Annotated in this window: 10 protein-coding genes; 5 read left to right on the forward strand and 5 right to left on the reverse strand. The window is 62.7% G+C overall.

The genetic code is table 11. The features are described 5' to 3' along the window. Nucleotides 1-338 precede the first annotated feature (338 nt). The 4 genes from ABIE33_RS22045 to ABIE33_RS22060 are packed head-to-tail and all read left to right on the forward strand — an operon-like array spanning nt 339 to nt 14,781. Nucleotides 339-2,285: a non-ribosomal peptide synthetase gene (locus ABIE33_RS22045; protein WP_429129457.1), complete on the forward strand. Its 1,947-nt coding sequence runs from the start codon at nt 339-341 to the stop codon at nt 2,283-2,285. After that, a complete protein-coding gene (locus ABIE33_RS22050) occupies nt 2,282-10,363 on the forward strand; it encodes an amino acid adenylation domain-containing protein (protein WP_429129458.1) in 8,082 nt (2,693 codons plus the stop codon). Before ABIE33_RS22045 ends, ABIE33_RS22050 begins: the two co-directional genes overlap by 4 nt. Next, a complete protein-coding gene (locus ABIE33_RS22055) occupies nt 10,360-13,170 on the forward strand; it encodes a condensation domain-containing protein (RefSeq protein WP_429129460.1) in 2,811 nt (936 codons plus the stop codon). Before ABIE33_RS22050 ends, ABIE33_RS22055 begins: the two co-directional genes overlap by 4 nt. Nucleotides 13,171-13,194: 24 nt before the next feature. Further along, nucleotides 13,195-14,781, forward strand: a complete 1,587-nt coding sequence (locus ABIE33_RS22060) for a glucosamine inositolphosphorylceramide transferase family protein (RefSeq protein WP_429129463.1) — start codon at nt 13,195-13,197, stop codon at nt 14,779-14,781. Here ABIE33_RS22060 and ABIE33_RS22065 read toward each other — a convergent pair. Together ABIE33_RS22065 and ABIE33_RS22070 are read right to left on the reverse strand one after the other, a co-directional pair. After that, complete coding sequence (locus ABIE33_RS22065) at nt 14,702-15,502, reverse strand: 4'-phosphopantetheinyl transferase family protein (protein WP_429129464.1); 801 nt, start codon at nt 15,500-15,502, stop codon at nt 14,702-14,704. The two genes, ABIE33_RS22060 and ABIE33_RS22065, sit on opposite strands and share 80 nt — an antisense overlap. After that, nucleotides 15,492-16,673 (reverse strand): DegT/DnrJ/EryC1/StrS family aminotransferase, encoded by a 1,182-nt coding sequence (locus ABIE33_RS22070; protein ID WP_429129467.1) that lies wholly within the window; start codon nt 16,671-16,673, stop codon nt 15,492-15,494. The genes ABIE33_RS22065 and ABIE33_RS22070 overlap by 11 nt, the downstream gene beginning before the upstream one ends. 275 nt (nt 16,674-16,948) lie before the next feature. Between ABIE33_RS22070 and ABIE33_RS22075 the strand changes: the two genes are divergently transcribed. Next, complete coding sequence (locus ABIE33_RS22075) at nt 16,949-18,673, forward strand: FAD-dependent oxidoreductase (protein WP_429129469.1); 1,725 nt, start codon at nt 16,949-16,951, stop codon at nt 18,671-18,673. Between the two features lie 33 nt (nt 18,674-18,706). On the opposite strand, the gene ABIE33_RS22080 is transcribed toward ABIE33_RS22075, so the two are convergent. The 3 genes from ABIE33_RS22080 to ABIE33_RS22090 all read right to left on the reverse strand — a co-directional run bounded on the left by ABIE33_RS22080 (nt 18,707) and on the right by ABIE33_RS22090 (nt 22,212). Next, nucleotides 18,707-19,528 (reverse strand): methyltransferase, TIGR04325 family, encoded by an 822-nt coding sequence (locus tag ABIE33_RS22080; RefSeq protein ID WP_429129472.1) that lies wholly within the window; start codon nt 19,526-19,528, stop codon nt 18,707-18,709. 46 nt (nt 19,529-19,574) lie between these two features. Next, a complete protein-coding gene (locus ABIE33_RS22085; RefSeq protein WP_429129474.1) occupies nt 19,575-21,095 on the reverse strand; it encodes an oligosaccharide flippase family protein in 1,521 nt (506 codons plus the stop codon). A 439-nt stretch (nt 21,096-21,534) separates the two neighbouring features. Continuing rightward, a complete protein-coding gene (locus ABIE33_RS22090) occupies nt 21,535-22,212 on the reverse strand; it encodes a sugar transferase (protein ID WP_429129477.1) in 678 nt (225 codons plus the stop codon). Nucleotides 22,213-22,234 lie beyond the last annotated feature (22 nt).

A 22,234-nucleotide genomic window follows, 5' to 3' on the forward strand; every position in this document is an offset into this window, starting at 1 on the left:
GGTCGTTTTCGCCGTGTTTGATCCGCCAGGGTCGGCGCTGCAGTCGATCTCGAAAAAACCCTGAGAAAACAAAAAGATGGAATGCGCTTCCGGTCACCGACATGGCGCCTCGTCCGTGCATTCCCGTGGCTTGCATCCCCCTAAGGACTAAGCGGGCCTAACCCTTTTGATGGCGATGCGTCGGTGCGGCTATCCCAATGATCAGCTGTTTCATTTTTCGCCACCATGAAATTCTGGCTGACGACGGCATTGCAGCAAAATTTGCTAGTCGCCCTTTGCCGGGAGGGCGTCTGGGTCTTCCCGCCGGTCAGTGAAGCGAGAGGGACAGGAGGCGAAAGATGGCTGAGTTCCGATTTTCCGGGGCAGACGGTTCGGCGGCGACGTCCGGGCAGGTGACGGGCCGCTCGCAGATAACCGTGCGCTACAACCCGGAGCACTCGGTTCAGGCCGTCGTTCACCGGCATGCCCAGGCGGCTCCTCGGGCGACGGCAATCGCCTTTGATAACCGCTCGATCACCTATGGCGAACTTGACCTGATGTCTGATGCGCTTGCCGCCTATCTGGTCGATGCGGGCGTCACGAAGGGCGATATCGTCTGCCTCTTCGTCCCGCGCTCCCTCGAAACGATCGTCGCCATGCTGGCCACCCTCAAGGTCGGCGCCGCCTATCTGCCGCTCGATACGACTTTTCCCGTCGATCATCTCGACTATGTCATCGGCGACTGCGAGCCCAAGGTGGTCTTCGTCGATACCTGCTCGCTTGCTACTATGCGCCTTGTGCCGAGCGTCAAGGGCACGATCGCCGACCTTCACGCGATTGTCGCCGATCTCGCGCAAGCCGAGAGGAAGCCGTTCGAGCCGGCACCCTGCGAAGGCGGTGACATGGCCTACGTCATGTACACGTCGGGTTCGACCGGTCGACCCAAGGGCGTCTCAATTCCGCATCGTGGCATTACCCGCCTTGCCCTCGATCAGAATTACGTGCGGATCGGGAGTGCCGACGTGATGCTGCACACCGCAACGATCGCTTTCGATGCCTCTACGTTTGAGATTTGGGGCGCATTGACGAACGGTGGGACCATTGCCGGGTTGCAGGACGGAAATTTCTCGGTCGGCCGGCTTAGGGACGTCATCCGCGACAATGGCGTTACCGTCTCTTTGCTGACCACCGGCCTGTTCAACCTGCTCGCCGATTTCTCCTGCGGCGAACTGCCGACGTTGCGGCATATGATGTTCGGCGGCGAAGTCGCCTCGGCCGAACATGTCAAACGCTTTCAGAAGGCGCATCCGGACTGCCGACTGACAAACCTCTATGGGCCGACGGAAATCACTGTTATCGCCACCGCCTTCGACATTCCCGCGGGTTTCTACGGCAAGGACGTGCCGATCGGCGGCGCCGTCAGCCACACCGGACTATTGATCGTCGACGAGGAGCATCGCCCGGTCGGGTGCGGGGTAGAAGGTGAGCTTGCCCTGACCGGCGAGGGCGTCGCCATCGGCTATTTCCGACGTCCCGAGCTGACGGCAGAGCGGTTCATCACCATCCGCACCGAACAGGGAGACGTGCGCGGCTATCTGACGGGCGATCTCGCCGTGCTCGGCGACGATGGCATCCTGCTTTTCCGGGGCCGGCGTGACCGGCAGATCAAGCTGAATGGCAAGCGCATCGAGCTTGACGAGATCGAAGCGGCCCTGCGGCGCGACCCGCGGCTCGCCGACGGTGTCGTCATCTGCCAGCATCTGGATCAGTCGCACAAGCGCATTGTCGGTTACCTGTGCCCACATGAAGGCACCCGCGCAGACGATGCGGATCTGATCCGCGGCGTAATGGAGAGGCTGCGCAACAGCCTGCCCGCCTACATGATCCCGAGTGTTGTGATCGTGCTCGATCAATTGCCGTTGCATCAATCGGGGAAGGTCGATCGTGCCAGGCTTCCGCTGCCGGTGGACGCGTTGCCGACCGAAAACGCCCCTGTCGCCAGCCGGACGGAGGCGCTGCTGCAGGAACTGTGGCGCAACGTGCTCGGCTTGCGGGCCGTAGAACTCGATCGCAATTTCTTCGATCTCGGCGGCACCTCGCTCCAGCTGATGCGGGTGCATGCGGCGCTGGAGGTCAATCTCAGCCGGTCGATCGATGTTGTTGCCCTGTTCAAGCACCCGACCATTCACGAATTGGCGCGCTTCCTCGATGGAAAGTCGTCGGCCAGTGCCCGAGCGATGACGGCGGCCGAACGTGCGGCGCTGCAAAAGAAGAACATGTCCCATTTCCGCAGGAGCGCTTCATGACCGTTTTCAACGATGCGGACGATGCCCGCGGCTCGGATCGCAATGACCAGGATGTGACAGGCATTGCGATCATCGGCATGTCCGGCCGGTTTCCGGGCGCCCCATCGGTCGAGGCACTTTGGGATCTCGTATGCGAAGGGCGGCATGCATTCTCGAAGCTCAGGCCGGAAGAAATCGAGGATGCATTTACCGACGAGGAACGGGCGGCGGCGAACTATGTGCCGGCCCGGCCGCAACTGCCGGATATCGACATGTTCGACGCCGAGTTCTTCGGCATGTTCCCGCGGGAGGCGGCGGTCACTGACCCGCAGCACCGCGTCTTTCTCGAGGTGTGCTGGGAAGCACTCGAGCGGGCCGGATACGATCCACATCGCTATCCCGGCCTGGTCGGAGTCTTCGCCGGGGCGTCGATGCCCACCTATCTCATCAACAATGTCCTGGGTGAGCGGGCGAAGGCCGAGGAGTTCACCTCCAACTACCAAATCGGTTGCTTCCAACAGATCGTCGGCTCGGTGACGGACGTTCTGGCGACCCGCATCGCCTACAAGTTCAACCTGCGCGGACCGGCGATCGCCATCCAGTCGGCCTGCTCCACGTCGCTGGTGGCCGTGTCGCAGGCCTGCCAGAACCTCCTGACCTACAGTTGCGACATGGCGCTTGCCGGTGGGGTATCGATCACGATCCCGCAGCGGCGCGGCTATATCTACCAGGAGGGCGGCATGGTTTCGCCCGACGGCGTCTGCCGGCCGTTCGACGAACAGGCGGCTGGGACGGTTTTCGGCAGCGGTGCGGGCATCGTTTTGTTGAAGCGGCTTGAAGACGCGCTTCGGGATGGCGACCGGATCTTTGCGGTCATTCGCGGCTACGGCATCAACAACGACGGTTCAGACAAGATCGGGTTTACGGCGCCAAGCGTCGAGGGGCAGGCGGACGCGATTTCGTCGGCTCTTGCAAACGCCGGCGTCGATCCCCAGACGATCGGCTATGTCGAATGCCATGGCACCGCGACCCCGCTTGGCGACCCGATCGAGTTCGGCGGATTGCGCAGCGCCTTTGCCGAGGCAGGAGACAAGCGGCAGATTTGCGCCCTGGGCTCGGTCAAGGGCAATGTCGGTCACCTCGATGCGGCTGCTGGCGTCTGCGGACTGATCAAGACCACGCTGGCGCTCTATCATGCCAAGATACCGGGAATGGCGAATTATCAGCGGCCCAACCCGCGCATCAATCTCGACGACAGTCCGTTCTACATTCCCGCCAGCACCACCGACTGGCCGGCCACCGAAGGTCCGCGCCGCGCCGGCATCAGCTCGTTCGGCGTCGGCGGCACCAATGTCCATCTCGTGCTGGAGCAGGCGCCGGCGTCGCAGGGCGATGTCGAGGACGTGGCGTGGGGGCCTTGCATTCTGCCGCTGTCGGCCCGCAACGACGCCGCGCTAGCGTCCATGCGGGCGAACCTGCGCGAACATCTGCAGGCGCACTCCGCTTTGTCGTTGTCCCAGGTCGCGCACACGCTGCAGGCCGGACGGCGCGCTTTCAGCCATCGCAGCGCCATTGTCGCCAACGATATCGAGCAGGCGATCGAACGCCTTGGTAGCGAGCGGGTAGCAAGTGCCGTTGCGACCGAAAGCCCACCGCTCGCCTTCATGTTCCCGGGCCAGGGCTCGCAATATGTGGGCATGGGTGCTGCACTCTACAGCCGCGAACCGGAATTCACCCGCTGGATCGATAGGGGCACGGAGCTGCTCCGGGCACCTCTAAAAACCGACCTGCGCGATTTCATCTGCCACAGCGGCACGGTGAGCCAGGCCATGGCAGACGAACAGCGCGAGACCCGCATCGCGCAGCCGTGCCTCTATCTCGTCGAATATGCGCTTGCGCGGCTATGGATGAGCCGCGGCTTGAAACCCGACGCCATGATCGGCCACAGCGTTGGTGAATTCGTCGCCGCAACGCTTGCCAATGTCATCTCCTTCGAGGACGGATTGCGGCTCGTCGCTGCGCGCGGCCGCTTGATGCAGTCGCAGCCGCAGGGCGCGATGGTTTCCGTGCGTGCGGATGTCGAGACGGTCTCAGCCTATGTTGGCGACGAGGTCGAAATCGCCGCAGTCAACGCCCCGAAACTCTGCGTCATCTCCGGAACCTTCGCTGCTGTCGATGTGGCATGCGTCGCGATGGAGCGCGCCGGTATCGCCTTCAGCCGGCTTCACACGTCGCATGCATTTCACTCCGCCATGATGGATGGCGTCACGGATGCCCTGCGCGAAGAGACAGCTAAGGTCACTTACGGCACCGCAATAACGCCCTATATCTCCTGCGTCACCGGCGGGTGGCAGACGATCGATCAGGGCATGTCGCCTGACTACTGGGCGAAGCATTGCCGCGCCGCCGTGCGGTTTTCCGACGGGCTGGCAACCCTTTGCGACGGGCGCAAGCCGGTCCTGCTGGAGGTTGGCCCCGGCCGCACCCTGTCGGTCTTTGCGGCACAAACTCTCGCCCGCGACGCGATTACCGCGGTCGTCCAGTCGTTGCCGGAACATGACCGCGCATATGCCGCCGGTGAAACGCTCGCCGAGGCCCATGGCAAGCTTTGGATGTCGGGTTGTGACCTCAACTGGCCGACGTCGCCTTCAGCGGGCAATGCCCCTCTCATTCTGCCCACCTACCCGTTCCAGCGGCAGCGCCACTGGATCGACGCTCCTGCCTCGGCACGGCGCGGCGAAAGCCGGTCGGTATCGTCTACCGAGCCGCTCCCTGCGGCCGAGCCATCTTCCACCGACACTCAAGCGCAACCGTTTGACGGGATAAAAATCATGAATGTTGCCACACCAGTTGCTGCCGCAAGCCGTATCCCTGCCTTGCAAACCTCCCTGATCAGCCTGCTCAGCGACATGTCGGGGGAGGCGCTCGGATCGGACGAAGCGGGTGCGACATTCTTGGAGCTCGGCTTTGATTCACTGTTCATTGGCCAGTTCGCCCAGAGGATCGAGAAGGACTACAAGGTCAAGCTCTCGTTCCGCGAGCTGCTGAGCAATATTCCCACCATCGGGGATCTGGCCGCGCATCTCGACCGGCAGCTGCCGCCCGAGCCGCAGCAGGCCCCAGCAGCTGCTGCGGTTGCCACGCCGCCACTCGCAGCGACCGCGGTGCCCGCCGTAGTAGCGCATACGGCCCTGCCGCTTCCCGTTGCCCCCGTCACCACGGCCGCGACCGTTGCCGGCATCGAATCCGTCCTCCAGTCGCAATTGCAGATGTTGCAGACGGTCGTTTCGCAGCAGCTGCAGGTGCTTCAGGCGGCGGGTTCCGTCGCCGTGCCGCCGGCAATGTCGACCGTTGCTGCGGCGGCGGTAGCCCCTTCGATTGCGACGAATGAGCCGCAACTGGGACCGAAGACTGAGGTCGATCGCACGACCGAGGGCGAAATCGGAGCGGAGCGCATCAAGCTCTATCGCCCAGGCGCCAAGAGCCTTTCGACCGAGATGACCCCACAGAAACAGGCGTTCGTCGCCGACCTGATCGCAGCCTACGAGGCACGGAACGGAAAGTCGAAAAGCTTCGCCGGCCAGAACCGGAAGTGGCTGGCCGATCCACGCACCGCTGCCGGTTTCCGCCAGGACTGGAAGGAGATCGTCTTCCCCGTCGTCTCTAACCGGTCGAAGGGGTCGCGGATCTGGGATGTCGACGGCAACGAATACATCGATCTGGTCAACGGCATGGGCCAGACGGCCTTCGGTCATGCGCCGGATTTCGTCGTCGATGCGGTGAAGGCGCAGGCCGACGCCGGATTTGCCATCGGCCCGCAGACGCCGCTTGCTGGCGAGGTCGCGGAAATGATCGCAGAGATGACCGGGCACGAGCGGGTGACCTTCTGCAACACCGGCTCGGAAGCCGTCATGGCAGCCATGCGGGTGGCGCGCACGGTGACCGGACGGGACCGGATCGTGATTTTTGGCAACGATTATCACGGGCAGTTCGACGAAGTGCTTGTCAAGGGCAAGAACCGGGCGGGTGCACCGGTTGCGATACCGGTTGCGGCCGGCATCCCGTCCGCCTCCGTCGCCAACATGACGGTTCTACGCTACGGCGATGCGGAAAGCCTTGACTGGATAAGGGCCAATGCCGGCGATATTGCCGCGGTGATCATCGAGCCGGTCCAAAGCCGTCATCCGGAATTGCGGCCGGTCGAGTTCGTGCGCGAGCTGCGCGATATCGCGACGAGATCGGAATTTGCACTGGTCTTCGACGAGGTCGTCACCGGCTTCCGCGTCGATCCCGGCGGCATGCAGGCCGTCTGGGGTATCAAGGGCGACATGGCGACCTATGGCAAGGTCATCGGCGGCGGCATGCCGATCGGCGTGCTGGTGGGCGACAGCCGCTTCATGGATGCGCTCGACGGCGGATGCTGGAACTACGGCGACGATACCGTTCCTATGACCGCGCCGACCTTCTTTGCCGGGACGTTCGTGCGCCATCCGCTCGTGCTTGCGGCGGCGCGGGCCGTTCTCCAGCACATCAGGGGCGAGGGCGCCGCCCTCTATGGCGCCGTCGCCGATCGCACGCAGGCTCTGGTCGCCGAGATCAACGCGGACCTGGCCAGCCGCGGGATTGCCAAAACCATCAACGGTTACAAGAGCTGGTTCTTCGTCGACTTCGGCAGCGACGATCCGCTGGGCTCGTTGATCTATGCCCAGATGCGCATGCAGGGCATCCATATCCAGGACGGCTATCCCTGCTTCCTGACGACCGCCCATAGCGAGGCGGATTTCCAGGCGATCGCCGCCGCCTTCCGCGCCAGTCTCGATGCGTTTCAATCGGTCGGCATCCTGGGCACGAAACGCCAGGCAGAGCACATCACGCCAGCGCCTGCCGCCGTGGCACCTGCGCGACCGTCAACGGCGCCGCTGACGGAAGCACAAAAGGAAATCTGGCTGGCCGCCCAGGCTGGCGACGAAGCCTCCTGCTCCTTCAACGAGTCCTTCACGATGGTTTTGGACGGGCCGCTTGATCGCGAGCACCTTGTCCTGGCGCTCGATGCGGTGGTGGCACGGCATGATGCGCTGCAGATCCGGTTCGGTCGGGCAGGGGATCATTTCGAATTCATTTCCGATTTCGTGCTTGATGTCGCCGATATCGACCTTGCCAGCGAGAGCGATCGCGAGGCGTTGTTCCAGCAGTTGATCGACGAGGATGCCCGCACTCCCTTCGATCTTGCCGATGGGCCACTCGTCCGGGCTTCTATCATCAGGATGGCTCCCGACAGCCACCGCCTGGTCTTCACGGCACACCACATCATCTGTGATGGCTGGTCGATCAATGTGCTGATCGAAGAGCTTGCCGCGACCTATTCGGCCTCTATGCGCAGCGCCGAGGCCGGGCTGGCATCACCGCTGTCCTTTGCCACCTACGCTACCGATCTTGCTCCTAATGCGGAGATATCCAACGCGACCGAACAGTTCTGGCTCGACCAATACAAGGACGTCCCCGATCTGCCGGAAATGCCGCTGGATCGGCCGCGGTCGGATCGCCGCAGCTTTGCCGGCGGCACAGTCACCGGAAACATCGAGGCGGAAACCTACAAAGCCGTGAAGAAGGCAGGCGCAAAGTCCGGCGCAACCTTGTTTTCGACGTTGTTGGCGGCACTGCAGATCATGATCTCCCGCCTCTCCGGGCAGGACGACATCGTCGTGGCTGTGCCTTCGGCCGGGCAGAGCCTTCTCGACGGCCAGACGCTCGTCGGCCATTGTGTCAACCTCCTGCCGCTCCGCCAGACCGTCGCGTCCGATAAACGCTTCGACGAGCATCTCAAGGCGACGCAGCAGCTTGTGCTCGGTGCGTTCGAGCACCAGGACTACACCTATGGCACGCTGGTCCGTAAACTGGGCGTCAAGCGCGACACACACCGCCTGCCGCTGACAGAGATCCAGTTCAACCTGGAGCGAGTTCCGGACAATCTGGAGTTCGGCGGGCTGCAGACCACGATCGCGTCGAACGCCAAGGCCTTCTCCAACTTCGACATGTTCTTCAACCTGACCGAAGGCCCTAAGGGCGTTCGCATCGATGTCGACTACAATGCCGAGGTCTTTGAGCGCAGCACGATCGAGCGCTGGATCGGGCATTTCGTGACACTGGTCGCGGCGCTGGCAGCCGACATCACCCGGCCGATCCGCGATCTGCCGCTTCTGGCTGCGGCCGAACAGGCCTGGCTTGCCGATGGCCTCAATGACACGGCTGCCGACTACGATCGCGACGCATTCGTCTTCTCGCTGTTTGCCCGCAAAGCTGCCGAGCAGCCGACGGCAATCGCCGTCGAAGTCGATGGCAAGGCAATGACCTATGGTGAGCTCGAAGGGCGATCCAACCAGTTGGCCTGCCAGATCCAGAAAGCCGTCCCGGAGCCTGGGCAGCGCATCGCCCTTCTCGTCGAACGGTCGCTCGAAATGGTGATCGCCCTGCTGGCGATCATGAAATCGGGACATGCCTATGTGCCGCTCGACCCTGCCCATCCTGAGACCCGCCTGTCGCAGACACTTGAGGTTGCGCGTGTTGCCGGCATGATCTGCGACAGCGATCGGGCAGAGGGCCTGGCCGAAAAGGGCGTCGCGATCATCCGCGTCGATAACGACGCCGGGACGACCTATCCGGCAACGGCGCTGCCGAAAGTTCCGACGGACACGGCGACGCCGGCCTACATCATCTTCACCTCCGGATCGACCGGCGCACCGAAGGGCGTCGAGGTTTCTCATCGTGCCCTGGTCAACTTCCTCACGTCGATGGCGCGGGAACCGGGGCTTGACGATCGCGATACGATCGTCGCAGTGACGACGATCTCCTTCGACATTGCCGGCCTTGAACTCTACCTGCCGCTGATCACAGGTGCGAAGGTGGTACTTGCCGGCCGGAACACGGTGCGCGACGGCTTTGCCCTGGTACGGCTCGTCGAGAGCTGCGGTGCGACCGTGCTTCAGGCGACGCCGACACTGTGGCAGATGCTGGTCGAAGCCGGCCTCAGCCGCCCGGGCCTCAAGATGTTGTGCGGTGGCGAACCGCTTCCCAAGGCACTCGCCTCCTCATTGCTCGGCCTCGGGGGCGAACTTTGGAACATGTATGGCCCGACCGAGACGACGATCTGGTCGTCGGTGCAGCGGATCGAGGATGGAGAAAAGCCGATCACGATCGGCCATCCCATTGCCAACACGCAGCTTCTCATCCTCGACAAGGCCAATGGCGTCGCGGCCATCGGCGTCACGGGCGAACTGCATATCGGAGGCGAGGGGCTTGCAAACGGTTACTTCGCCCGCCCGGATCTGACCGAGAAGGCCTTCGTCGATATCGACATCGGCACGGGAACGGTTCAGCGTCTTTACAAGACCGGCGACGTCGGCCGGCGGCTCGCGGATGGTTCGCTGCAATTGCTTGGCCGGCGCGATCAGCAGATCAAGCTGCGCGGTTTCCGCATCGAACTTGGCGATATCGAAGCGGCCATATCCGCTGCCGCCGGCGTTCGCCAATGCGCCGTCGTCGCCGCCCCCAACAGCAACGGCGACAAGCAGCTCGTCTGCTATGTCATCCCGGAAGACCAGAGCAGCAAACCCTCGACATCCATGCTTGCCGCCCACGCGGAGGCCAATCTGCCGGCGCATATGGTGCCCGGTTTCTGGGTGCTGGAGGAAGCCCTCCCCCAGACGGCCAACGGAAAGCTCGACCGCAAGACGCTCGAACAGCGTGGCCTGCCGCAACGCGGGACCTCGGCCATCAAGGTTCCGCCGCGCACCGCTATGGAAACGCAGCTCTGCGAGATCTGGCGCGAGGTTCTGAACGCGCAGGAGATCGGCGTCGAGGACAACCTTTACGCGCTCGGTGCGGATTCACTGATCATCTTCCGCATCGCCGCCCGCATGCTGGACAGCGGTCTGCGTCTGGAGGCCAAACATCTGATGATGCACCCCTCCATCGCAGAACTCGCCACCTTTGCCGAGACACGCGACGACATCGATCTGAGCGGCACCCAGCCGCAGGTTCCTTCGCTGAGAGATTTCCGCAATGGCGCGCGTCGCCGGTTTGAGCAGGTATCAAGAGCATGAAAGAGACCAACAACACTGCACCTGTCGCCGAACCCACCGTGATTGCGGAGTTCCCCTGTTCCCAGACCCAGTTGCGTTGCTGGATCCTCGACCAGCTGAAGCCGGGCAATCCGGCGCTCAACGTCGCGGTCCGCTGGGAGATTCGCGGCGCGTTCCGATCCTCGACGTTGGAGGCCGCCTTTCGTACGGTGATCCAGCGTCATGAGATCCTTCGCACCCGGTTCGTCGAAGTTGGCGGCAGACCCTGCCAGCAGGTCGTCGACCAGGTCGACTTCAGGATGTCGGTCATCGACCTGCGAAATGTGCCCGTAGACCAGCGGGATCAGCGCATCCTGTCTATCGGTGAGGAAACCGCGCGCGCGCCGTTCGACCTCAGCAGTCCCTACCTCTTCCGCGTTTCGCTGTTGATGGTCGAGAACGAGCGGGGCTTTCTGCTGATCACCGCCCACCAGAGCTGCTTCGATGGCTGGTCGATCCGTGTGCTTGGCCGCGAGGTTGGTGAAATCGCAGCGGCGCTTGATGCCGGGCGGCAGCCGGCCGTACCGGATCTGCCGTTGCAATACGGCGATTTCTCGCTGTGGCAGCAGGAGTATCTGAACAGCTACGGCTTCGAGACCGAGAAGTCATTCTGGCGCGAGCAACTGACCGGCGCGCCGTATTTCGAAGTCATTCCCGATACGCCGCGCGGGCCGGTCAAAACCAGCCGTGGCAACATCCTATCCGTCAACAACCCCAGTGAATTCAGCGAGCGGATTGACGCTGCCGCCCGCGCGCACCGGGTCTCGCTCTACAGTTTCGGGGCTGCCGTCGTCAGCGCGCTTCTCCATCGCTATACCGGACACGACACCGTCATGTTCGGCTCACAGGTCGCCGGGCGTGACGAGACGGATCTGGAGAACCTCATCGGGGTCTTCATCAACAATGTCGTTCTGCGCTTCGACATGGCCGGCGACATTTCCTTTTCCGAGCATGTGCGTTTAGCAACCGCAACGGTGACGGCTGCCCTCAACCATCACAGAATGCCATTCAACAAACTCGTCGAGCTGGTCAACCCAGTCCGCGACCCCTCGCGCAACCCGCTGATCTCCGTCAACTTCAACCTGCAGAAGGCTTTCCTGGAAGACCATCAGTATGGAGGTTTCGAGCTGATCAGCGCGCCGTCGCAATCGCCGGGCGTCATCTACGATCTGAGCTTCATCATGATCGGGCGGCCGAGCGGATGGCGCATGTCGATCGAATACAATGCCGACCTGTTTGAAAAGAGCACGATCGAATCTCTTCTACGGCTTTGGCAGGAGGCCTATGAAGCAGCGCTGGAGCGGCCCTCGGCGCCCCTTTCCTCACTGGTCATCCCTGCGAGGGAGATCAAGACGCAGCAAGTGGAGACGGGGCGGGCAACGGCGATCGAACAGATGCTTGCCGCTCATCCATCCGTCGGCTCGGCCGCGGTGCTGGTCGAAGACGATGGCAAGCGCGTGCATGCTTTCGTCACCCCGGCGCCAACGACCACCGAACCGCTCGATCGTCTGCCGGAGCATCTGATGGAGTATCTCGGGCGGCAGCTTTCGCAATCCGCCATGCCGGGTGGCATCAGCGTGCTTCTCAACTTTCCGCGCGATACCAGCGGCACCATCGATCGAACCGCGCTGGGGATTCCAGCGCCGCCGACCACCCTCGCCAAGGCTGTGGCCGATCGCGTTGAGCCGGCAGATGTTCCGGCACCAGTATCCATACCGGCAGCGCGAACCGACCAGACCAAGGCGCTTGCAGCGATCTGGGCGGAGGTGCTCGGCGTCCCGACGGTCACGCCCGGCGACAACTTCTTCGCGCTCGGCGGCCACTCGCTCCTGGCATTGCGCATGCTCTCAGGCGCTCGCTCGAAGCTTGGGGCAAAGGCTGACCTGGAGCTGCTCTTCAAGCAGCCGACATTCGGGGGCTTTGCCAATGCGCTGTTTGGCGACGCGCAGCCGAGCGGTACCGATCTGGAACCCGCAAGCGCCAATCCCTGGAGCGTGGGGGCCTGCGGGCGCACCGATGCGCCCTATACGCTCTACACGCTCAACCATCCGTTCCTCTATTACCGGCTTGCGACCGATCTTGGCGATGCCGTCTCGGTCTATAACGCCAACATGTTCCATGCGGACCTAACCGGCGATCTCGCCTCCATGTCGCTTGAAGAGATCGCCGGGCATGCCGTCGACAGCATGGGCGCAGATATACTCAAGGGGCCGATTGGCGTGATGGGGCTTTGCGTCAATGGCGTGCTGGCGGTCGAAATTGCCCGCCAGCTGCGCGAACGCGGCGCCGATCTTCGCTTCACGGCCGTCATCGATGCCTGGGCGCCGGGCTATGTCAAGTCGCAGCCCCGGCTCAAGCGTCTTCGCTGGAACAGCGAGCGTCGCGTGAAGCGCATCGGCTACTTCACGCGGAAGCTCTTTTCCGGCCGCATCAGCTTCGTCGACTATCTCAGGGAGTTCAACTTCACGCTCGCCCTGCTCAAGCATCTGGGCTTGCGGGCCGGGACCTATTCCCAGGAAGAGGCCGTCAATGCCGATGTTACCGACTTGCTGGTCAATGCGGCCCGTCGCTATCGTCCACCATCGACAAATGAGAAGTCGGTGCTTTTGTTCCGCAGTGAAGCCACCCATCGCCGCGCGCGCAAGCTGCTTTTCGGCTGGCGTGGTGCAATCGCCGCAGACAGCGAGGTCTTCGACCTCGAAGGCTGGCACGAGGATAGCCTCAACAGCAACAGCATTCAGGCCCTGGCGACCATCGTCATCAACAGGTTCCGCTCTCACGAGCGCTGAACACGACGTGCGAAGGCAACATCCATGCGTGTCACAAGCCTACCATTGCGCATCGGCGTCCTGGTCGAACAGAACGAGCACTTCGAGAATTGGCAACTGATGGTCTTCGATCGGATCGTGGCCGATCCGCGATACGCCCTGACCGCCTTGCTCGTTCATCCGGCACCCTATGGGGTCGGCAGGAGCTCCATCTTCTTCAAGCTCGCTCATCGGCTTGAGCAGGCAGCGTTCGGCCGCCAGGCGGCATATAATCCCTGCAACTTCGATGCGCACAAACAGCGCATCGTGCCATTGGCATCGGCGCAGCCTGGTGCCGTCCAGGCGCAGGTGGCAGAGCTTGGTCTCGATCTGGTGGTCCGCATGACGCCCAGCGGCCTGCCCGACGACGCCGTGCGCGAACTGCCCTATGGCGAATGGGCGCTCTCCTTCTCCGACCAGAAGTCGGGAGCGGGCGAATGGTTCAGCTATCTTGAAGTGGCCAGCGGCGCACCGGCGGTGGACCTTTCGCTCTACGTTCGGCTCGGCGCTTCCGCTTCGTCGGTTGCCATCGCCTCGTCCTCGTTCAACATCAAGTTCAGCGCGGTCAGGAACATCAACTTCGTCAAGGAGCGCGCCGCCACTCTGCTGCTGCGCGAACTCTCGCGACTGGCCGACACCGGGGAGCTTATCACAACGCCGCTGCCGGCGCGCCGGCAAGCCGCGCCGCCATCGATCGACGAGTTGGGCCGGTACCTCGGAATCCTCAGCGGCCACCTCGTCGCGCGCGTGAAGAAGGCCGTGCAGCACATGGCCGGCACGGGTTCGACCGTCTGGACGCTCTTTACCGGCAGCGGCCGCATCGACGATTTCGAGCCGGGCATTTCCGTCGAAATCCCGCCGACGTCGACAGACATCAAGGCGGATCCGTTTCTGCTCCAGCATGAAGGCGAGTGCTACCTGTTCTACGAGGCCTATGCCGATGGCGACCGCAAGGCGCATATCGCGGTCGGCCGCTTTGACGGCGATCGGCTTGAGCCGGTGGGTGTCGCGCTGAACTGCGACTACCATCTGTCCTACCCATTCGTCTTCCGCGATGGCGACGACATCTTCATGATGCCCGAGACGCATCAGTCCAGGCGCATCGAGATCTGGCGCTGCGTCGAGTTTCCGCTGAAGTGGGAGATGCATGCTACGGCGCTCAACGGTATGTCTGCCGCTGACAGCGTGCTGACGCGCCATGACGGGCGGTGGTGGCTGTTTACGAACCTCTCCGAGTTCCACGCCTACGAGGATCATTGCAGCGAACTTCATGTCTTTGAAGTCGATGGGCCGGGGCTCGCGCGCATCACGCCGCACAAACGCAATCCGGTGGTGCTCGGCAGTACGTTTGCGCGCAATGCCGGTCGGATCTTCGCGCGTGAGGGGCGTGTCTTCCGCCCATCGCAACACAACGCGCACGGAATCTACGGCTACGGGCTGAACATCATGGAAATCGAGCAGCTGGACCTGGAGAATTACCGGGAGCGGTGCATCAGGACGATCAAGCCCGACTTCAAACCGGGATTGCTCGGCTGCCACCATTTTGACGCTGCCGGGGATCGCTATGTGCTGGATGCGCGACTGACGCTTTGAGCGTGAGGACTTCGTCAACGCTATAGCGAAGATGGACGGCATTGCCGAGGGTGAGCGCTGCCAAGGTGCCGACGAAACCCGGCGGGATTGCAAGGTCGAACAGGCTCCAGTTCAACGGTGCATCTCTGTCGCCGTCAAGGGATTCGAGCTTTGGACGGGAGGACGCGTCGACCGTTACGTCGAACGAGTCCAGCGGAAGCGACAGCCCGGCGCCATGGGCCTTCACGAAGGCTTCCTTGCGGGTCCAGCAGCGATAGAACGCGTTGAGATAGTCGTCACCGTCAAATGCGGCCAAGGCATCGCACTCGCGCTTCGAGAAGAAATGCCCGGCAACATCCTCCTTGAGGGGCTTGATCGCTTCGACGTCGATGCCAACGGGGTAATGGTCGGAAACCGCCAGTATCGCCACGTCGGCGCTGTGGCTGAGATTGAAATGTAGCAGCTCCGATGCGCCGGCGATGCGCGGCTTGCCGAAGACGTTGTAGGTGAGACCGATGCGGTGCGGCGGCAGGTGGAGGTAGTGGCCGAGCACGAGGCGCAAGCCTGCGCGGCCGGCTATGAAGCGTTGGCGATGTTCCGGATAAACGAAACGCGAGGCTCGCGCCTTCTCCTCACCGCTCAGCATCGGGAACAAGCGGTCAATTTCGCACAGGGCCGGATCAAGATTCCAGCGCCAGATGTCGATGAAGTTGGGACCGATCCGATCCAGGCTAGGTCGCATAGACGAGGCTCCCCTTCGAAGCGGGTCGCTGGCGCAGCATGCGACGGGCGAAATAGGTCATCAAGGGTAGGGGGTAGTTCTCGCCGAGCCCGATGCGGCATGTCCTCTTCAGGATGTCGAGCGACCGCGGGCACATATCCGGCGCGTATTCGACCTTGCGGGACGTCCAGGCATAGGGGTTCATCTTCGGATTTGCCGTGCGCTGCTCCAGCACCGGCAACCAGTTGCTGTAGACGTGCCGGCTGGAATCGTAGGGCCGATAGACGCCACGCTTGTTTTCGGCGGCAAAGGCCCGCGCCTCCTCGGCGGTATCGAAGATCACGTGCAGGCCGGCAGCATGGTCGCGGTCGTTGTGCGGACCGATGCGCATCGCATTGCTGGCCGACAGGATCTCGGCAATCGCATCGTAGTGGCGGCGCATCCGGCGGATCATCGGATCCAGCTTCTTCAACTGCACGTTCAGCATAGCGCCCTGGATCTGGCTGGCCTTGAGATTGATGCCGAGCATGGGCGGCTCGTTGGCATTGTCGAGGTGGCCGCGAAATAGCGCGCCGATATCGTGATACATGCGCGCCCTGGCGAAGAGCCGGTCGTCATCGGTGACCACGGCCCCGCCTTCGCCAATATTGATGTTCTTGAACTGGTTGAAGCTGAAGGCGCCGGCATCGCCGATCGTGCCCACCCGCACCCCCTTGTAGGTCAACCCGACGGCCTGACAGGCATCCTCGATGACGACGAGCCCGTGCTGGCGGGCGATCTGCATGATGCTGTCCATGTCGCACACCATGTTGGCCATGTGCACTGGAACGATGGCGCGCGTATAGGGCGTAATCTTTCGCAGGATATCTCCCGGGTCCATCGTCAAGGTCTCGTCGATATCTACGAGGATCGGGACAGCGCCGACGGCGAGGGCCGCGCCGGCCGTGGCGATCCAGGTATAGGCGGGCACAAGTACCTCGTCGCCCGGACCGATGCCGGCGGCCGCCAGAGCCGCGATCAATGCGCCCGTGCCGCTGCTGACGGTCAGCACATGGCCTGTGCCGAACTTGGCCGCGAAATCCGCTTCGAAACGCGTCAATGGCCCGTTGCCGTCGCTGCTGAAACGGGCCAGCTTGCCCGAGGCAAACACGGGGCCAAGTGCCAGCCATTCTCTGATACCTACACGCGCCATACCGTCATCTCCGCTCCTTGCCGGCTCTCCGCACTCGCCGACCATCGGCGTCCAGGGATAAGGACAAATCGCCTGCTGGGTACCGGCCCCAATGATCAAGCCTAGTCGCGTCGCGACATCGTTTCAAAATGGACTTCCGGCCAGCGCCTGAACAAAGTGTGCAGGCTCCAGCTAGCCGAAATCAGTAGTTGCCCTACTCCCCTATGCATATTGGGAGATTTCGGCGCGACGGCGCTGGTGCTACGACCGGTGTGTAGCACGCGGGAGTTCCTTTCATGCCGATCCGTGACCTCCGATCAGTCCCCTCAGGCACCGAGTTTCGTCCGGATGTGGCGATCATCGGCGGCGGCCCTGTCGGGCTGACGATTGCCCGGGAACTCGCGGGCAGCCGCTGCCGGGTGCTCATCATCGAAAGCGGCGGCGTCGACTTCGAGGTTGCTCAGCAGACGTTGAATGCCGTCGTCAATGTCGGCGAGCCTGTTGTGCGAGATGGCGTCGAGAAACCCGGCCGTGGCTATAACGGCAGCCTTTCCTGGCTGAATGACATACCCCCCTTCGAGCTGCGCAATCGGGTGCTCGGCGGCAGCACGCATACCTGGATCGGCAAATGCGCGAGCTTCGACGAAATCGACCTGGAGCGACGGCCGTGGCTGACGGTTTCCGGTTGGCCGATGACCCGCGAAAGCCTGACGCCAGTGCTCGATCGCGCGGCCCGCCTGCTCAATCTCGGGCCTAATCGTTATGACGAAGGGCTCTTTGCGCTCCTGCATTCGCCGCCGGACGAACTCGGTTTCGACCGTGATCTTCTTCGTCCCTTCTTCTGGCAGTTCAGCCATGAGCGTGATCGGCACGGCGAGCCCATGCGATTTGCCAACGTGGCTGCCGAACTGGTAGCGCCGAACATCGATATCCTGACCCACGCCACGGTCACGGCGATCCATCTTGACGAGAGTGGCCGCCGCGTCGCGTCGCTTGATCTCCGCAGCCTTGACGGTATCTCCGCAAGCGTGCGGCCCGAGACCGTCGTTCTGTGCGCGGGCGGCATCGAGAACGCCCGCCTGCTGCTGGCATCGACATCGGTCATGTCGGGCGGCGTCGGCAATAGCGGAGGCGTCGTCGGGCGCTACTTGGCCGATCACCCACGCTCGACGCTTCTCCGTTTCGACCGGCGGGATATAGACGCGGTGGCCAGGCACTTCAATTTCTACGGCCTTTCCTATCAGGGGGCGACCCGGTTCTATCTCCACGGTCTGCGCCTCAGCCCGGCTGTGCAAAGACGCGAAGAACTCGTCAACTGTGCGGCCTATCCCGTGCAGATCCATTCGGCTGGGGATCCCTGGGCGGCGCTGAAGCGACTGATGCGGGGCGACCGCACACGGCTTGCGAGCGATCTTGCCGTCGTCGCGCGATCGCCTGCCTTTCTGGCGGCGGGCACCTTCCGCCGGAAGGTGCAAAAGCGCGGAATGATGCACCGATCCGACGAGCTGCGCTTCGATGTCATGGTCGAGCAGAAGCTCGACGCGGAAAGCCGCGTCACCCTGTCTGATCAGCGGGACCGGTTCGGCGTGCCGATGCCGTGCGTTGCCTGGAAAATCGGCTCCACGGAGATGCAGAGCGTCAAGCGGCTTGCGCGGGCACTGGTCTCCGAATTCGTGCGCAATGGCCTTCCACAGCCGCGTCTGGTCGACTGGATAGCCGAGGATGACGAGGGGAAGGCTGCGTTTACCGACATGGCGCATCCGTCGTGCACGACGCGCATGGGGAGCGATCCGGCCACCAGCGTCGTCGATCCGAATGCCATGGTGCATGGGGTAGACGGGCTCTTTGTCGCCGGCAGCTCGATCTTTCCGACGCCCGGTCACGCCAATCCGACCTTGATGACGCTTGGCCTCGCGATGCGTCTTGCCGATCACCTGAAGACGCGGCTGGAAAAGCGCCCGGCAGCGACGGCAACATCTCGTGCGGTTGCGGCGGAAACAGTCGCTGCCCCCGGAATGTGATGCCCTATCCCTTCGCCTATCGGCGCTTGGCTCTCATTGCAGGCGGAAATAGAAACCGGCGCTTTCGCTCGGCCCCAGTTCGGGATGTGTTTCGATCACATGCGCGAGCGACGGAATGGACCAGCGGTCGACGAGGCGGTAGCCGAGTCGCTCGATGTCACGGCGGAAGACCTCTTCGTTGCGCATCTGGTAGGGCACGATGGCCTTGCCGATGCGCTCCAGCGTCACCACGGGGCTGCCCTTTCTCAAGGCCACCTTGTTAAGCAGGAGGTGGCGGGGCAGGGCGGGCATCCGCCCTAGCAGATCGGACAACTCGATATCGAGATATTGCAGCAGGCCTGAGCCGAGAAACAATGGCACAGGGCCGGCATCGGCGATGCGATCGACGAAAAGCAGATTGTCGAGCTTGTCCTGTTCGGCCCTGCGTCGACCGACCTGCACGATTGCCGGCAGGTCGTAGACCACCCATCGGAAGGATCCTTCGAGCGAGAGAAGGTCGCGGAATGCCCGGTATTTGGTGCCCATGTGGCCGCCGGCATCGACGAGACCGTCGATCTCGTCCCTGACCTGCCGCATCCAGAAAAGCACCGGATAGTCCCAGGGGGCGACCTGGCACATTTTCTCGAAGGCGATCTGCGCGATCTCCTCATGATCATAGCCGGCAAGCCCGCTGGAGCGGGCTGCGGCGATGGCGTCTTCGAACGATGAGTAGGCGCCGGTGAAGCGCTGCGGAAAAGGCGAGAGGTATCGCAGCCGACCGCTCGCCGCTTTGAGCGGGGTCAGGGATCTGTTGAGGCTGCGCACGGCGCTTCGCAGCAGCGGGTAAGCGGTGTTCTTGATATCGCTGGTCAGCACGATGCGTCTCCCCTGATTGCCGCGCCTGCGTCGTTGTGTGCGTTTCTCATCCGTGACGGCCGAAAGCGAAGATCGGCCGCAGGGCATTGCTCCATCGCTGCAGCACCGCGAGTGCTGCGACATAGATCGCCGCACCGGCAACCACCTGCAGCGCGATCGTCGACATCTGTTTCAGCGATGACGCTTCGGCTATCCGGCCGAACAGAAAGACGGCGGCCGCCATGGCGCAGACCGCGATTGCCACCAGGCCGCAGTCGCGAAGGACGCGGTTCCAGGCGAGTTCGCCCTCGCGCGATTGCAGCCGCATGGAAATGTTGAACGAGAACACCGCGGCGACGCATTGTCCAAGCGCCGTCGCAACCGCGCCGAACGGGGTCAGGAGAATGATCAGGCCGACGGAGATCGCCCCATTCAACATGACGGCCCTCGGCATCCTGTGAATCTTGCCACTCAGCGAAAGCAGCGGCTCGGTCACATAGCCCGGAATCAGAAGCGTTTGTTTCGCGGCGAGGATCGCAACGAGGATCGCCGCCGGCGCCCATTTCTCACCCAGCACGACGTCGATCAGTTCTGCCGAGATCAGTGCGAGACCGAGATAGATCGGTGTCGAGATGGCCATCAGTACGGTCATGAAGGTCGTGGCTGTCGCCCCGATCGCGGCCCGGTCGACATTGCCCTTGTCCTTGCCCGCCGCGCGGCCGAAGAGGATCCAGGCAAGCATCCGGGCGGGCTCGCCCATCAGCTCGGAGAAGGCGGCGACGATCCTTTCCGCTGCGCGGTAGTAGCCCGCTTCGGCCAGGCCGAGGAAGCTGCCCACCACCAGCGTGCCCGCATAGGAGCGAAAGAAAACCACAAGCCGGTTGGCGACGATATGGCGTGAGAATTCCAACACCTGCACGGCGTATGAGCGGCTGATGCGCAGGCGCGGCAGCCATCGCACCATGATCATCGAGGCGATCAGGATCGTCAGCTGTTGCGCCAACCGTCCGCAGATGAGCGCAACGATGTTCCACCCCGAGGAAAGCCCGCCGATCGCGACGAGCAGACCGATGATCTCGGCAGAGATCCTGATGATGGATTGGCCGCGCAATCGACCATGCGAAATGAGAATGCCGTCGTAAACCGTCGACAGCGATGCCGGCAGATACCAGGAGCTGAAAAGGGCGACCAGCAGTGCGCTCCAGCCGTGACCCAGCATGAACATGGTTGCAGCGGTACACAGGCCCAGGATCGTGGCGATTAGCCCCGACAGCATCGACAGGGTCGCAAGCTGATCGATATCAGTCTTATCGGCGCCGCCCTTCATGATGAACTCGCCCCATCCGCCTTCGGCAACGACAAGGACGAAGATGGCGAAGGAGGATGCGAACGCAAAGAAACCGAACTCGGCCGCCGCCAACACATGTGCCGCGACGATGAAAATCGACAGCTGGGCAGCCTGTGAGATGACTTTGGCGCAAAGGGCGGCAAAGCCGTCGCCGATCAGGTCGGGCAGGCGCAAGGCGCGGGGGAAACCTGGCAACAGCCGTCGCAGTGAGAGCGTTGCCGTCTCGATCCAGCGGGGCATCATTGCACCACGACCGGGAGGAAATGGCGCTGACGGAAGGGTGATAACGGGGCGAGCTCAACCGCTTGTGGTGCGCGTTGCGTATCGACTTTTGCCAAATTGCCCCGATTTGCTGAAAATTCGCAACTCCTAAGGTATGGTGTGCGTTGTCGCCATGATTCGGATATAGCCCGTTTTGGGCGGCAGAGTGCGCGATGGCGTGAACGGTGGCGCCCGCAGTTCGCCTGAATTCCGTGGCCTATTGCGGCTACGGAGAGAGCGGCGACGTAGGCGGGAGAGGGGAGCTCGCAACTGATGTTGAGACGGATCTCGTTGGACAAAGAGGGCGCCATGACCAATCGGCCTTCATGGAACACGAAGCTGGCCATTCGCTGGTCCGTGGTCGTGTTGTGCCTTGTCTTTTGGGCGGCCGTGTTCTTTTTCATCTGGTGAACGCCCCTCAGGTCTCGTTTGTTGCAAAGAGGACGACGCCTACCGTTTTTACAATGATCACCATGTCGAGGTAGACTGATCGAGACTGGTAGTACTCGATGTCGAATTGGACCCGCTCGTCGTAGGTAGTGTCCGGCCGTCTTCTCACCTGCCACATGCCGGTGATACCGGGCTTCAGTCCCGTGTAGTAATGCAGGTTCGGGCCGTATTTCTCGGTTTCCTCAGGTGAAATCGGGCGGGGGCCGACAAGGCTCATATCGCCACGCAGCACGTTATAGAACTGCGGCAGCTCGTCGAGGCAGGTCATCCGCAGGATCTTGCCGAGCCAATGGACACGCGGGTCGCCGACGAGCTTGCGCTTCTCCATCCACTCCCTGTTTCGCTCGGGGTCGGAGGCTAGCAGTTCCGCAAGCCGTTCCGCGGCATCGAGGCGCATGGATCTGAACTTGAGACACTCGAACATCTCTCCTTGCGCACCGACACGAGCCTGCCGGAAAAGGATGGGGCGTCCGTCGACAATCATGAGCGCGATTGCAATCAGCGCCAGGGCCGGCGCAAGGAAGATGAGCGCCAGGATGGAGACGGTCACGTCGATGAAACGCTTGGATCTGCTAGCGTGCCGTACTGCGATGGTTCCGCGTGCGGTATGCCTTTGTCGTGCAGCGCCATCAGAAACGGACAGCATATCTTTCACCCCTCCAAACACC

Origin of the sequence: Ensifer sp. 4252 (genome assembly GCF_050434565.1) — a bacterium.
In the GTDB taxonomy this organism is placed as follows: domain Bacteria; phylum Pseudomonadota; class Alphaproteobacteria; order Rhizobiales; family Rhizobiaceae; genus Ensifer.